Below are 14,181 nucleotides of genomic sequence, written 5' to 3' on the forward strand. Positions count from 1 at the left end.
GATACAACTTTTTAGGGTAGCGCTTTTTTTCATGCCTATTTGTTTAATCATATACTTTAAACAAATAGGCATAACAATCTTCACTCAGTTTTTCTTTTTTCACTGTAGTGTGGTTTTTATTGTATTCAGATATCGAGCAACTTGCGAAAATAAGGACAAAAGCACAGATCATTGCTAAACTGACCATACCTAGTAATATAGACATCAAATACCTCCTTCTGATATATGCATCATAGAATATGAAACGGGTTTCAGAGCAAGAAAGAATTTCATTATATTTACTGGAGTGATCAATATCGCCAATATAAAAGAAATTGCCCAAATAGCAAAAGTCTCTGTAACAACAGTATCTCGCGTTTTAAACAACCACCCATATGTAAGTGTTGATAAAAGAATTGCCGTTGAAAAAGCCATTAAAGAAACAAATTACCAACGAAATATGAATGCTGTACATTTAAGCAAAGGTGAGACAAATCTCATTGGCGTTGTGATTCCTTATGCAAATCATCCTTATTTTGGATTACTACTAGAAGGAATAGCTAATGAAGCTGTTAAAAATAACTATAAATTAATTCTCTTTCAAACAAATTATGAAGGACAAAGAGAACTTGAAGCATTAAAAATGCTGAAACATAAACAAGTAGACGCGTTAATTTTTTGCTCTCGCAATTCCCCATTCACTTTACTAGATGAATACACGGAATACGGCCCCATCATACTTTGTGAGGATACTCGGGGAAAGAATATCTCCTCTACTTTCATAGACCACTACAAAAGTTTTTCGGAAGCTTTAAACTATCTCCACACTATAGGACATAAAAAAATCGGTTACTGTCTCGCTAGAAGAAAAGGTTCTAATAGTCGTTCTCGCGAAAAAGCTTATCGTGATTTTCTAAAAAAAATTAACGAACCTTTTGAATCCAATTACCGATTTTACGACTGCTTGAATTTTGAAGACGGTCAAGAAATAATTAGAAGCTTAAATGCGATGTCAAATCCCCCTACCGCTTTAATCGTTACGAGTGACCAAGTAGCAGCTGGTATATTGGTTTGCTGCAAAGAGAACAATATAGCGGTGCCGGAGGATTTGGCGATACTCGGTTTTGACAATCAACCCATCTCAAAAGTAATGAAACTAACCACATTTGAAATGCCTTTAACTGACATGGGTTCAAACTTATTGCGCCAAGCTATCAATCCTCGAGCAGTTAACCACGAAGAACTGTTTGTTAAATTGATTAAAAGAGAAACTGTTTAAACGATCAAAGCTATCAATCAAATTAAATCAACAAAACCTCTAGCACAAAAAATGCTTAGAGGTTTTTTCTATTACTGAAGCAAAAAAAAGCTAGCCGATTAGGCTAACTTTTTTGTTATCTGTCTAATTATTGTTTGCGTGTACGAACTGCTACAACTGTTGTCAATGTCGCAAGCATTAAGCCGATTAGTACCCACATGATTGGGAATGAACCTTCGTCAGCCATTCCGCCCATGCCTGTTTTTGGCATTTCAGATGGCATTTCAGTTGCACCGAATTGGTCTGGGAACTGATCTACGATTGCTGCTGACAAGCCAGCTGCTGGCATTTGCATGTGTGCGTATGCTTCGCGAATCGAGCTGTACGCTGCATCAAAATCGCCGGCTACGTATGAGTCAAATGCGGCTAGGAGTTGGCCAACGTGTGCTGTCAAGCCTTCTTCAAGTGCATCCGCCGGTACGCGTCCTTCTGTTGCTGCATCTAAGAATGCGGCTTGGTCCACAATATATTGGTCAAGTTCTGCACGTGCTTGTTCTTGGCCTTCTTTGTTGCCTTCACCTGTTGCTGTTACATAATCCACAAAGTAGCCAATGTGTGACTTCCATGTTTCCTCAAATTGTGCACCCGCTTCTTCGCCGTATACCGATCCAACAGCTGCCGACAAGTCGTCAGCGTTCGCTAGTAACGCGCCTGCTGCTTGGTCAAAACTTTCTGCGCCGTCAGCGCCGTCTTGCATTGCCATTACCGCAAGTCCTGCGTGTTCAGTGAACGTTTGGTTTAATGTTGCACGCAAGTCAATTGCTGGTGTATCGGCACTTGTGTTTTCAAATTTGTCTGGGAATTGAGTTGTGATCGCAATAGACAAGCTTTCTGCGAACATGCTCATGTGTTGAATTCCTTCACGCTCTAATGAGTAAGCTTTTTCGAAATCGCCCGCCACGTATGCGTCAAATGCCATGATCAACTGATCAACGTGCATGTCCAATCCTTCTTGAACAGCTGCCGCTGGCAGTAAGCCACCTGTTGCTGTATCAAAAAACTCAGATTGTTCAACTTTGTATTTTTCCAGTTCTGCTAGGGCTTGGTCTTTGCCTTCTTGGTTGTCTTCAGCAGTCGCTGTTACGTAATCCACGAAATACCCGATATGTGATTTCCATACTTCGTCAAATTGCGCTGCGCCTTCTTCGCCATAAACCGATCCAACTGCTGCGGATAAGTCGTCAGCGTTCGCCAGTAACGCGCCTGCTGCTTGGTCGAAATCTTCTGCGCCGTCGACGCCTTTACGCATGGCTTCGATTGCAAGGAATGCATGCTCGGTTAACGTCGTATCAAGTGCGATGCGTAGTTCTCCAGCGGGTGTCGCTGTGGCCATTTCCATTGAAGCTTCGCTCGCTGTCGAATGTCCTCCGTGGCTGTCGGCAAGTGCTGCTGTTGGTACCAATAATGCTAGGCTAAGTGGTAAGGCTAAAAGTACTTTGTTTAATTTCATCTAAAATCGCTCCCTTTGTTTGTTTTTTTTTTCGTTATACAGGCATAACGCAAAGGGATTTACTTTAGATCACTTTTTTTGAAATTAATTTGAGTTTATTATTTCAGTTTGAATCAATGAACAAAATATAACCCTAGTTTTTAGCCTCCTTATATAGAAGAAAAGCATTTTTAAAGTTTTTTCTCCAAAAGTAATCTATTTCTCATCTTTCTGCGTTCTATTAATAAGAACAAAAAACGAGGAGGAAATAAAATGATTAACAAAAAATTCAGCTTTATTCTTGCTGCAGGTTTATTATCACTAGCCGCTTGTGGTCAAGAACAACCAGTAACCGAGGAACCAGCAGAACCGGCGACAGAAGAACAATCAACTACGACTGAAGAAACAACAGAAGAACCGGAAGAAGAAGTAACTGAAGAAGCTTCCGAAGAAGAAGTTACCGAAGAAGAGCCTGCTGAGGAAACTACGGAAGAAGAACCAGCACAAGAAAATGCACCTGAAGCGATGAGTGGTACTGCTTCAAACCTTCTATCTAATGGCGAAACAACAAGCTTTGTTTTTAACGAACCTGGGGAATTTGCGATTTTCTGTGAACCACACCCTGTCATGCAAATGACTGTAATCGTAGAAGAAGGTGCAGAAGCGATGGATAGCATAGAAGTTGATATCGCAGACTATGATTTTAGTGAAGAGTCGATTACTGTTGCTCCAGGAACAACCATTGTTTGGACAAATCAAGATCAAGTTCAACATAACGTTGCTTTTGAATAAACATGTAATTTAAGTTCGAATTTTTAATAAATAAATTTTCAATAAAAATAAAGGCCACCGGTAGTTTGCCGGCGGCCTTTATTTTTATTTCGTTTTATCGAGCTCAGGGAATAAATAATGAAGTAAATTCATTGTTAAACGACGAGATTTTCCTTTATACGGAAAAACATGCATATACATGGATGGATTGAAGTTTGCTTCAATAATTCCATATGCTTTGTCATTTGAAGCAGGCACTTCAATATCCTCAATGATTAAATCAAGCCCACTAATCTTCGCACCAAGAGCTGCAACTGAATCTATAGCTATTTTTTTATAATCTTCGCTAATTTGGTCGGTAACATCAATTGAATCTCCACCTGTACTTACATTGGAGTTTTCACGCAAATAGAGAACTTCGCCTTTTTCTGGTATGGAATCTATTTGCTTTCCTTGACCTTTAAGCATCAAAATTTCCAATTCGCCTAATTGAATTTTCTCAAGTGGCGTTCGATGGTCTCTCCCTCTTAACGGGTCTTCATTTTTTTTAGCGACTAGCTCTTCGATAGTCTTTTTTCCATCCCCCATTATGTTTGCGGGGATTCGAGCCATGACTGCTACTACTTGATCATTTATGACAAAAAAGCGATATTCCGTACCAGATAGAAACTCTTCTATTAATACAGAAGAATCTTCTTTAAAGGCAATTTTCAAAGCTTGCTCATAATCATCGTAGGCTGCACCATCTTTAAAAATTGAAATTCCTAGTCCGTAATTTGTTGATTTTGGCTTTACGACAAAAGCTTCTTTAGCAAATAAAGCATAAGAACGCAAAGCCTCTTCAATATTATTAAATTCATCACCTGAAGGTACACGGAAGCCCTGTTTTTGAAGAATTTTTTTCGTAACAGTTTTGTTTTCCATAATTAAGGTAGCGATATAACTATCTTTACTCGTCATATTGCCGTTTTTAACGTATTCAATCTGATCATTCAACTTCAGTTTCAAAAATTGATCTTGACGATCCACAATTTCTACTTGTATACCTAGTTGAATCGCATCGAACATTAATAATTGTGTGGACAATTCCATATCCGTATAAGCCGTCAATTGATAGGGCATATCCCAAGCTTTTTCATGGTATTTTTTAGCAATGTTAACCGCTACTTGACTTTGACTGCTTTCTTGACTTTCTTTATAAAGTCTACCAGCTATCGTTTTACTAGGGTCATCCAACATAGCTCTCTCATTGACAAATAGCTCTTCTGAAACAGAGAGGTCTAAAGTTTTCACCAACTGCTCCATTTCATCTAAAATAGTTTGAGCTTCTGCTTTAAACTGAGTTTGTTCTAGAGGATGCTCAAGTGCAACTTTCTCATTATTAAGCTCGCCTTCTTTTACCCACTTGTCATGATGAATACTTTCATCTTTCCATAGTAGATAAACTAAAAACAGATTCAGAAATTCTGCTTGTTCATAACTGATTCCGTTAATATCAAAAGGATTAATGTCGATATTTCTTAATTCGATATAGCCAATGCCTTGATCCTCTAAATCTGCAACTTGGTTTCCACCTCGTAGACGAACAGCTGAGTAAAACTCTTTCTCTTCTACTAATATTTCTTTTTCGACAAGTGTCGCTATGTCCGTGATGTATTTATTCAAACTGCTGTAGGAAACTTGTACATTGTCACGATTCACATATCCGTATTTACTACTTCTAATGCTTCTTACCGGTTCGACTAAAGAATTGTCTTCAAAGAAATTCTTTTCACTACTAGGTGAAGCGCCATATAAATACGTTATTAACCAACGATAATGCAAATAGTTTCTAGTAAGTTTCATATAGATTTCAGTTTTAAACTGAGGGAACTCTGTAATTTCAGTTTGAGCTTCAAATAAAGCTCGAAGTAATTCTTCACTAAACTCAAAATTATAATGGATTCCACTGATCATTTGCTTACGCCGACCATAAGACTCGGCTAATGAATGACGGTACCGGACGCTTTCAGCATCTGCTAGTTTAGCAATGATAATATCTTCTTCTTTTTCTGGGAGTTCTGGAGGCATACTTAAAGGCCAAATCATTTCATTCTTATCCATAGATCGATAAGCTACTTCATGAATTGACTCTAAATAGTCAAATAGCTCTTTTAAGGTTTCTAAAACAGGTGTAACTAATTCCATTTGTGTTTCTGCAAAATCCCGTTTTATGTAGGGGTGATCATCACTTTTTGAAATGGTTTCTGGATGATCCGTGTTAACCAACTGTCCTGTCATATCAACTCGTTGACCTTCTTTTTCAAGACCATAACGGGCTTTTAACACATAGGGCTTTACACGATCGTTTTCTAATAATTTTTTTATATCCACATTATCACAACCTTTTAGTTTACATGTTTTGGGGCTTAATATTTAATTACATAACTCTATTATTTTCAAAACAATATAAGCTGATTATACCTTACCCTAAGTCTAACTTCCTTTTTATTGCCTATGCATTTAATTGAACTTAGAATGGTTTAGAATTTCAAAGTAATGGGACAACCCTACATTTAAGTAAAATGTAGGGTTGTCCCATTTTAGCTTTTATTTTAAATGCTTCATGTGGAAAGCAAAATGATCATCCAAGAACGTCGAAATAAAGAAATAGCTGTGATCGTAACCGTCTTTTTTCGTATATTCTACAGATTGATTATTTTCATGAGCATTTTTCAGGAAACTTGACTCATCTAACTGCTCTGGATAAAAGCCATCTTGTGTACCTTGCGAAATCATAATTGGCGGAGCTTCCATTTTTTTAATCAATTCTGAAGCATCCCAAGATTTCCAAGCTGTTTGATCTTCTCCTAAATATGTCGAAAAGGCTTTAATCCCCCACGGCACTTTGACTGGATTTAAAATTGGTGAAAATGCTGAGATAGCTTTAAAGCGTTGTCCATTTTTCAATCCAATTACTAATGCCCCGTGACCACCCATCGAGTGTCCCATGATACTTTCTTTACCTGAGAAATTAGGAACTAAAGTAGAAGCAATTTCAGCTAATTCTTCTGTAATATACGTATACATTTTATAATGTTCTGACCATGGTTTTTCAGTAGCATCTACATAAAAACCTGCACCTTGTCCAAGGTCATATGCATCGTCATTTGCAACACTATCTCCACGAGGGGATGTGTCAGGAATTATAACTGCCACTTGATGTTGATCTGCTAAACGCTGAAAGCCACTTTTCTGACTAAAATTATCGTCTGTACAAGTTAAGCCTGACAACCACCAAATAAGAGGGATTTCTTGTTGATCTTTATTAGACGGTAAGTAGATGCTAAATGTCATATCGCATTGCAAGACATCCGAAAAATGAGTGTATTTACGTTGTTCTCCACCAAATGCGATTTTTGTTTCACTAAGATTGAGACTCATCTTTTCACTCTCCATATGTTAAGATTGTGCGAATCGACTCGCCATTGTGTAAGAGTTCAAATGCTTTGTTGATATCTTGAAAATCTAATTGATGCGTGATGAACGACTCTAAATCGATGTTGCCGTCCATATAGTCTAGGACCATACCTGGTAATTCTGTACGCCCTTTTACTCCGCCAAATGCCGACCCGCGCCATACACGTCCTGTCACCAATTGGAACGGACGAGTGCTAATTTCTTTTCCAGCACCTGCAACTCCGAGGATAATGCTTTCGCCCCATCCTTTGTGGCAACATTCAAGCGCTGAACGCATGACATTAACGTTTCCGATACACTCAAAGCTGTAATCCACACCGCCATCAGTCATCTCGACAATCACTTCTTGAATCGGTCGATCGAATTTCGATGGGTTAATAAAATCCGTTGCGCCCATTTTCTTCGCCAATTCAAATTTGTCTTCGTTTAAATCGATTGCAATAATGCGGCTTGCTTTTGCTTTTACTAGTCCTTGAATAACCGCTAAACCAATTGCGCCTAAACCAAATACCGCTGCGACTGCACCTTCTTCTACTTTTGCAGTGTTTTTCACTGCGCCCATACCTGTTGTAACGCCACAGCCAAGCAAGCAAACTTTGTCTAACGGTGCGTTTTCATCGACTTTTGCCAGACTAACTTCGTTAACGACCGTATATTCGCTAAATGTGCTCGTGCCCATGTAATGATATACGGGCTCGCCGTTATAAGAGAAGCGTGTTGTGCCATCGGTCATTAAGCCTTTTCCTTGTGTTTCACGAACAGCACTACACAAGTTCGTTTTACCAGAAAGACAGAATTTACATTTGCCACATTCCGCTGTGTAAAGGGGGATCACGTGATCGCCAGGTTTCACCGATGTTACGCCTTCACCAACTGAAACGACAACACCGCCGCCTTCATGTCCTAATACGGCCGGGAACACGCCTTCTGGATCATCGCCTGATAACGTGAATGCGTCCGTATGACACACCGATGTGTACAAGATTTTGACCATGACTTCTTTTGCTTTTGGTTCTTCAACATCGATTTCTACGATTTGCAGGGGCTCTCCTGCTTTAAATGCGACTGCTGCTTTACTCTTCATAGTTATATTCCTACTTTCTGTTTTTTCTACTTTAGTCTATACCCATGTTCACATACAAAAATGCATTAAACAATACTGACGTTTTTGTCACTATAAAACTCAATTCTTAAGCGAGATACAAATAAAGATGCTTGAGTCCAATAATCGTCCGTTCATTTATTTCACATATGGTTTTATCTTTATCAAGTCTGGTCTTTTTAAGATCAGTTTCTTTCTGTTCAACTAATAGAGCACCTCTTTTTTTCATTTGTTCTCCCTCACTTCTATGCTTTATATCATTTACAAACATAATCACACACCATTTAACTTAAAACAATACTGACCTTTTTGTCACTATGAGTTATTATTAACACAAAGGAGTGAAATCACTTGGAAATTCATTATAAAGATAAAGTTTATTTTTCTGGGAAGGATTTGGCCTTGTCAGCAATTGGCGGTCGTTGGAAAATAGCAGTCATTTGGTGTTTATTACACGACTCACCATTAAGATTAAGTGAAATACAAAAAAAACTTCCACAAGCCAATCAGCGTATGTTGATTAGACAATTAAGAGAACTAGAAGAAGATAAAATCGTGACAAGGTATGTTTATCCCGTTGTCCCCCCTAAAGTTGAGTACGAATTAAGCGAAATTGGTCTTCAATTAGAACCCGTCGTCACTTCCATTTGTGACTGGGGCGATGAATTTAGTGTCTTCGTGGAAAAAGAGGCTAATAAAGCACCTGGTGAATAATTCATTTAGATGAGCGGTCAGTATCTTTTAAGAAAATAGACACTGGCCGCTTTCTCACTTTTCGATTGACCAATATTTTTTATCGTGCTTTTCTTTTATTTCTATTAATCCAGCCTTTTGCAATACTCGCATAGAAGCAATATTGCTACTATCACAGCTTGCCACAATACTTGTTATCCCTTTTTGTTTTAATCCCCATTTTACCATCGCTTGTGCCATTTCAGTTGCATAACCAAACCCTTGATAGCTTGGAACAATGCTATATCCTAATTCCAACTGACTTTTTTCTTCGCTTGTTTTTCTAAATCCCATATCACCTATTATTGTTTGATCTAACTTATGTATAATAATTCCTTCCCATTCGACTTCATCTGGATATACGCTATATCTTTTAAGTTTGTATGGAATAATTTCTTTGTATAGTTCAGATGGATATTCATCAGCCACTTGATAAGAGCTTACACTAGAAAGCTCTGACTTATTTATTATCGCAGCTTGCATCATTTCTACAGTAAATGTTACTAAAGATAATCGTTCTGTCTGAACAAACGGCATTTGTACCTCACACCTTTAACTCGATTTAGAAATTCATTCAAAATTTTTCCCCACAGCTTTATTTCGCTTTCTCATGTAAAAGTACCTCTTTAAAAATCAAGATATCAGTATTTATTAAAGTAATAAATACATACTATCCGCAAAGTCACTTGATACAAAAAAACTGTAGCCAGCTCGAATATCAAGCTGACTACAGTTTATAAATCGCAGAACTTTTTACAGTTTCTTCTATTACGTTTCTTCTGCTAATTTAAATGCTTTTCGGCTTCTCAAACTTAAGACTCCCCACAATAGTATATTGAATACTAAAATGAAAGCTCCTAATATGGAAAGACTCATCATCAATGTGTCAGTTCCATATGCCGAAGACATGGCTTCTCGAAAACCTAAAATTGCGTAGCTCATCGGAACAAAATCATGAACACTTTGGAAGAATTTGTTTGTCAATTCAACCGGGAACATCCCACCACTCGAACCTAATTGAAGAACGAGGAGAATCATAGCGGCAAAGCGGCCTGGGTTTCCAAAAGTGATACTTAAAAACATAATCAAGAACATATAGGTAAGTGAAGTCACAATAGAAACTAGGATAAACTGACCTACATGTTCGACTTGAAGATTAAAGCCAAACAACATAATCGCATCCACAATTAATGCGGCAGAGGTTGCCTGGATAAACCCAAGAGAAAATTTGCTGAGCCACCAAGCAAACCCTGAAGTCGGGCGTCCTGCTGGAGCGTTTATTGGAAATACTAAGTTAAATGATAAAGCCCCAACGAAAAGTGATAATGACAAAATATAAGGTGCTAACGCATGACCATAGTTTGGCACTTCACTCTTTTTGCTTTCGGTTGCGGTTGCAGGTGCGGCAATCATCTCGAAATTCTCATCCGATACAAGAGCATCTCCTATGTCATCTGCTCCTTCTGAGAGTTTGTCTGCTAGTTCAGCAGCACCTTCTTCGAGCTCTCCAATACCATTGCCCAATTCGCCTGAACCTTCTTCAAGTTTGCTTGCACCACTGTGTATGTCAGCTGCTCCACCTGCGAGTTCACCTGCACCGCCCGACAATGCATGAACGCCTTCTGTTAGACGTTCCGTACCAGTTGCCAAGTCAGCAGAGCCGGAACTTAATTTCCCAGAGTTGGCAGCAAGTTCAGCTGTGCCTTGTTGAAGTTGATCTGCTCCTTGTGCCGCTTTAGATACTCCAGCTGTGTACGCAGCTGCTCCTTTTTCAAGCTCCTCAGATCCTTGTTGCAATGAATTTGCACCTTCTACTAGCCCTTTTGAACCAGAAGCAAGTGAAGATACACCTTCAGTCAACGAAGAACTCCCTTGTGCTAAGCGATCAACCGCTGAAGCGAGTTGCGGTAAATTTTCTGCCGTTTTATTTATACCAGCTTGAAGTTGTTCGTTTGCTCCTACTGCCTGAACCGTTCCATTATGCAAGGTTTTTGCTCCTGGGATGAGTTGTGTAGAAAGAGCATTTTGAATGCTTGAATAACCGCCAAGCGCTGTTGATGCTGCTGGGTTCACTCTGACTATCGCGTTATTTAGCTCAGCCACTTTCTCTGGTAAAGCCCCGAGAGACTGAAACGTTGGAACTAGTTGCTCATTGATATTCGTCGAAATTGCTGCCAGACTCTCTTTCAGCTTATCGATTGTATTTTGTTGAGCTGCTGCTTGATTTTCTAAGCTCCCACTTATCGCAGTAGTTAATTCAGCTTGCTGTTCAGCCGTTAAGCTAGTAAAAGTGGGGGTTGCTTCTAGAGCCGCAATAGCAGCTTGAGAAGATGTTCCTTGAAGCTCACTAACTGCCTGTTGTGCGGCCGCCAAATTGGCTTGAGTGTTCGAAATACCTTCTGTACTACCAACAGAAACAACATTATTTAATTGGTTTGTACTTTCTTGAATCGCTGTAAGTCCTTGCTGTAAACTAGCGATTTGATCTGCTGAAGGAAGTTGACCTTTTAACGATTCAAGTCCTTCTTGAAGTGCTAAACTACCCGAAGAGAGTTCAGAAAGTCCATCCCCTAATGCTTCTTGACCAGATACCAATTGCTGTATGCCACTAGAGCTACTTGTCAACTGACTTGTCTGTTCTTGTAACTCTTTCAACCCATTTGTTAACTGAGCACTGCCATTTTGAGTTTCCGAAAGCCCTTGATTTAATCTTTCAGCTCCAGGAACAAGTGAGCTAAGACCTTGTGTCAGTTTTTGAGAGCCTTGGACAAGTTGTGGACCTTTATCTGTTAGCTCTGCAGTTCCTTCAGCTAGACCATTTATTCCGGTTTGCAGTTCGCCTACACCTGCTGTATACGATATGATTCCTTTGTTTAAATGGTTAGCTCCTTCATTTAATTCTGTTGCTCCCACTGCAAACTGGCTCACGCCAACTTCTAATTTCTCAGCGCCTTCTTGAAAGCTCAAACTACCTTCCGAAAGAGTCCCCAGTCCTGCAATCAATTCGGCATTTCCCTCTTGCAATTGTACAGTTCCGGAATCGATTTTCTCAGCTCCATCAGCTGCCTCTTCCATTCCTTCACCAATTGTTTCAATTTGTGTGAATACTGCTTTTACGTATTCTTTTGTTACGCTTTCAGCAATTTCTTCTTTTATACTTGTCGTTGCTTGTTTACTTACTGATTCAATAAAAAAACCACGTCCAGGATTGGTTTCATATTGTAAATTCATCCGTTTAGGTTGGTCGGTCATCACCGATGCAGCGTTTGCTGAAAAGTCTTGAGGAATGGTTAATACCATAAAATACTTTCCATCGTCCATACCTTTTTCAGCATCTTTAGCATTTGTAAAATACCAATCAAGAGAGTCGTTTTCTTTTAAGTTTCCAACTAGTTCATCACCTATAGATAAGGTTTCCTCTTCATATTCTGCTGGTACGTCTTCATTTACTACCGCTACCGGTAATCTATCTGTCTTTCCATAAGGATCCCATGAAGAACCTAAGAAAAATCCACTATAAATAATCGGTATAAACATCATTACAATCATCGTTCCTAGTAATAATGGTTTTGAAAATAATTGTTTCCATTCTTTTTTCAACATGTTCACTTCTGATCATCCTGTTCTTTGTTCAATACATCGCTCAAGGTTTCTTGGTTCCAGTTTAATGATGGCAAGTTCGACATTCCAAGCCCTTCCTTTAAAAGATCTGCCGCCGTTACTTTAGAAAGGTACTCGATTAACAAGCGATCTCCTCGTTCAAAAACATTTTGAAGAATTTCTTGTCCTTTTTGTGCTAATACACCATCTTTAAAAGCATGTCGAATCAACCCGGTATCCGGATAAAGCTTGATTGGACCTTCCATCGCCTCAATCACGTCGAGCATAGTAATATCCGTCGCTGGTTTTGCTAAAGAAACGCCCCCGTTATTTCCTGATACCGACACGGCAATTCCTTTTACAACCAGCTTTCTTGTAATTTTCTTCATATAAGAAGGCGATACCCCTAGCCTTTTACTAATTTCATCTGAAGCAAGGGGTGCACTGCTTTCTTGTGTTGCTAATAACACGATTATGCAGATTGCTTGTTCTACACCTTTAGTTAACTGCATAGTTATTACCTCTTTTCATCTATTTTGTTTATCCATTATGGATACGAAACATCTATTAAGTTATAATACTCTCTTTTAGAGAAATTGCAATAAAAAACTCACACTTTATACAAAAAAAAAAAGCAGACAACCCGCTTCCGGCGGTTGCCTGCTTTTGTATATTTTTATTGACTAAGTTCTTCAGTCCTATTCTTTAATGAGTTCTTTTTGGATAAGAAACTCACGGGCTACATCGTCTGGCTTGAGTTTATCGATATCCACTTTCGCATTCATCACCAACATTTCCTCAGCACTAATTTGACCACCAAGCTTATTTAAAACATCTTTCAAGTCCGGGTACTCTTCTAATGTTTCCAATCGAACTACCGGAACAGCATCGTATTTCGGAAAGAAATTCAAATCGTCTTTTGTTGTTATTAATTCAAACAAATCGATTCGACTATCTGTTGTAAAGGCCGGTATAACGTTTACATCCCCATTTTTTACTGCTTCGTACATAATCGAAGGATCAAAACTTTCCGTAGCAGAAAAATTAAAGTCATAAGCTTTTTTCAAATCCTCGTAGCCATCTCCCGCTCGTTCATAAAAAGAATGAGGTCCCCCAAAAGAGATATCTTGAGAACGAGTGAGTTCTGCCAGTTCAGAATAACTTGTCGCATCAATGCCACTTTCTTTAGAATAAGCTAGCGTATAACCGTTCTCAAATCCTAATGGTTCTAACCATGTTGCACCCAGTTCTTGTTCATAGCCTTCTCGAACCGCTTGAAGCACTTCTTCAGATGTTTGTCCTGGTTCTGCCTGTAGTTTCAGCACGTCTTTAAATCCTGTTCCAGTATATTCAACGTACATATCTATATCGCCTTTTTCTAAAGCTGGTGTAAGAATTGCCACTTCTCCTAAGCCGTCTTCATATTTAACCGTATAGTCTGAATTAGCCTCTATGTATTCACCCAAAATATAAGGCAAAATATATTGCTCAGTCCAAGGCTTTCCTCCAATAACCAGTGGATCCTTTTCTTCTTCTGCCGAATTGCATCCCGAAATGGTGACCGCAACGATTATGGACGTCCCCAACAACTTTTTGTACATTCTCATTCCTCCTATTGTTGATTGCTTAGATCTTCGACTTGTTCTTTCAAAATCTTATACCCTAATTCTGAATTTTCATTCTATTATTATAACTTTTATATTTACCTTTAAGAAAAAAGCTCATTAAAGTGTAACTTACACATTTTAATGAGCTTTTTTAGATTTACTAGTTATCGGATAAATCTGTGTA

Annotated in this window: 12 protein-coding genes; 3 read left to right on the forward strand and 9 right to left on the reverse strand. The window is 38.8% G+C overall.

Translation table 11 applies throughout. From position 1 onward, the window contains the following. Positions 1 to 43: 43 nt before the first annotated feature. Positions 44 to 205 (reverse strand): hypothetical protein, encoded by a 162-nt coding sequence (locus tag PLANO_RS15965; protein WP_156108893.1) that lies wholly within the window; start codon positions 203 to 205, stop codon positions 44 to 46. Between the two features lie 90 nt (positions 206 to 295). Between PLANO_RS15965 and PLANO_RS08580 the strand changes: the two genes are divergently transcribed. Beyond that, positions 296 to 1,258 (forward strand): LacI family DNA-binding transcriptional regulator, encoded by a 963-nt coding sequence (locus tag PLANO_RS08580; RefSeq protein WP_038705418.1) that lies wholly within the window; start codon positions 296 to 298, stop codon positions 1,256 to 1,258. A 127-nt stretch (positions 1,259 to 1,385) separates the two neighbouring features. On the opposite strand, the gene PLANO_RS08585 is transcribed toward PLANO_RS08580, so the two are convergent. Further along, positions 1,386 to 2,747: a hypothetical protein gene (locus PLANO_RS08585; protein WP_038704054.1), complete on the reverse strand. Its 1,362-nt coding sequence runs from the start codon at positions 2,745 to 2,747 to the stop codon at positions 1,386 to 1,388. 252 nt (positions 2,748 to 2,999) lie between these two features. Between PLANO_RS08585 and PLANO_RS08590 the strand changes: the two genes are divergently transcribed. After that, positions 3,000 to 3,518, forward strand: a complete 519-nt coding sequence (locus PLANO_RS08590) for a plastocyanin/azurin family copper-binding protein (RefSeq protein WP_038704055.1) — start codon at positions 3,000 to 3,002, stop codon at positions 3,516 to 3,518. Positions 3,519 to 3,602: 84 nt separating this feature from the next. Here the strand turns inward: PLANO_RS08590 and gshAB are convergent, their stop codons facing one another. The 3 genes from gshAB to PLANO_RS08605 form a co-directional block, all read right to left on the reverse strand. After that, positions 3,603 to 5,870, reverse strand: coding sequence for a bifunctional glutamate--cysteine ligase GshA/glutathione synthetase GshB (gene gshAB / locus PLANO_RS08595; protein WP_038704056.1), 2,268 nt, complete (start codon positions 5,868 to 5,870; stop codon positions 3,603 to 3,605). A 216-nt stretch (positions 5,871 to 6,086) separates the two neighbouring features. Next, on the reverse strand, positions 6,087 to 6,920 hold the full coding sequence (fghA, locus tag PLANO_RS08600; protein ID WP_038704057.1) for an S-formylglutathione hydrolase: 834 nt from the start codon (positions 6,918 to 6,920) through the stop codon (positions 6,087 to 6,089). Between the two features lie 4 nt (positions 6,921 to 6,924). Continuing rightward, positions 6,925 to 8,040, reverse strand: coding sequence for an S-(hydroxymethyl)glutathione dehydrogenase/class III alcohol dehydrogenase (locus PLANO_RS08605; RefSeq protein ID WP_038704058.1), 1,116 nt, complete (start codon positions 8,038 to 8,040; stop codon positions 6,925 to 6,927). Positions 8,041 to 8,409: 369 nt separating this feature from the next. On the opposite strand from PLANO_RS08605, the gene PLANO_RS08615 reads away from it, so the two are divergent. Beyond that, the gene (locus PLANO_RS08615; protein WP_038704060.1) at positions 8,410 to 8,772 is read left to right on the forward strand and encodes a winged helix-turn-helix transcriptional regulator; all 363 of its coding nucleotides are present in this window, start codon (positions 8,410 to 8,412) and stop codon (positions 8,770 to 8,772) included. A 54-nt stretch (positions 8,773 to 8,826) separates the two neighbouring features. Here the strand turns inward: PLANO_RS08615 and PLANO_RS08620 are convergent, their stop codons facing one another. The 4 genes from PLANO_RS08620 to PLANO_RS08635 form a co-directional block, all read right to left on the reverse strand. Beyond that, positions 8,827 to 9,327 (reverse strand): GNAT family N-acetyltransferase, encoded by a 501-nt coding sequence (locus PLANO_RS08620; RefSeq protein WP_038704061.1) that lies wholly within the window; start codon positions 9,325 to 9,327, stop codon positions 8,827 to 8,829. Positions 9,328 to 9,558: 231 nt separating this feature from the next. Continuing rightward, on the reverse strand, positions 9,559 to 12,393 hold the full coding sequence (locus PLANO_RS08625) for a YhgE/Pip domain-containing protein (protein ID WP_231554781.1): 2,835 nt from the start codon (positions 12,391 to 12,393) through the stop codon (positions 9,559 to 9,561). A 2-nt stretch (positions 12,394 to 12,395) separates the two neighbouring features. Continuing rightward, entirely contained in the window at positions 12,396 to 12,902 is a 507-nt protein-coding gene (locus tag PLANO_RS08630; protein WP_038704063.1) for an Rrf2 family transcriptional regulator, read from the reverse strand. 186 nt (positions 12,903 to 13,088) lie between these two features. Further along, positions 13,089 to 13,991 carry a glycine betaine ABC transporter substrate-binding protein gene (locus tag PLANO_RS08635; protein WP_052124305.1) on the reverse strand — a complete coding sequence of 301 codons (903 nt, stop codon included), beginning with the start codon at positions 13,989 to 13,991 and terminating at the stop codon, positions 13,089 to 13,091. Between the last annotated feature and the right edge of the window lie 190 nt (positions 13,992 to 14,181).

Source organism: Planococcus sp. PAMC 21323, from assembly GCF_000785555.1.
Taxonomy (GTDB): Bacteria; Bacillota; Bacilli; order Bacillales_A; family Planococcaceae; genus Planococcus.

Bases quoted from the DNA above. Each gene is read 5' to 3' on its own strand.
- PLANO_RS08620 (WP_038704061.1), bottom strand. From the start codon at position 9,327: ATGCCGTTTGTTCAGACAGAACGATTATCTTTAGTAACATTTACTGTA.
- PLANO_RS08635 (WP_052124305.1), bottom strand. From the start codon at position 13,991: ATGTACAAAAAGTTGTTGGGGACGTCCATAATCGTTGCGGTCACCATT.
- PLANO_RS08605 (WP_038704058.1), bottom strand. From the start codon at position 8,040: ATGAAGAGTAAAGCAGCAGTCGCATTTAAAGCAGGAGAGCCCCTGCAA.
- PLANO_RS08625 (WP_231554781.1), bottom strand. From the start codon at position 12,393: ATGTTGAAAAAAGAATGGAAACAATTATTTTCAAAACCATTATTACTA.
- PLANO_RS08630 (WP_038704063.1), bottom strand. From the start codon at position 12,902: ATGCAGTTAACTAAAGGTGTAGAACAAGCAATCTGCATAATCGTGTTA.
- PLANO_RS08590 (WP_038704055.1), top strand. From the start codon at position 3,000: ATGATTAACAAAAAATTCAGCTTTATTCTTGCTGCAGGTTTATTATCA.
- fghA (WP_038704057.1), bottom strand. From the start codon at position 6,920: ATGAGTCTCAATCTTAGTGAAACAAAAATCGCATTTGGTGGAGAACAA.
- PLANO_RS15965 (WP_156108893.1), bottom strand. From the start codon at position 205: ATGTCTATATTACTAGGTATGGTCAGTTTAGCAATGATCTGTGCTTTT.
- PLANO_RS08585 (WP_038704054.1), bottom strand. From the start codon at position 2,747: ATGAAATTAAACAAAGTACTTTTAGCCTTACCACTTAGCCTAGCATTA.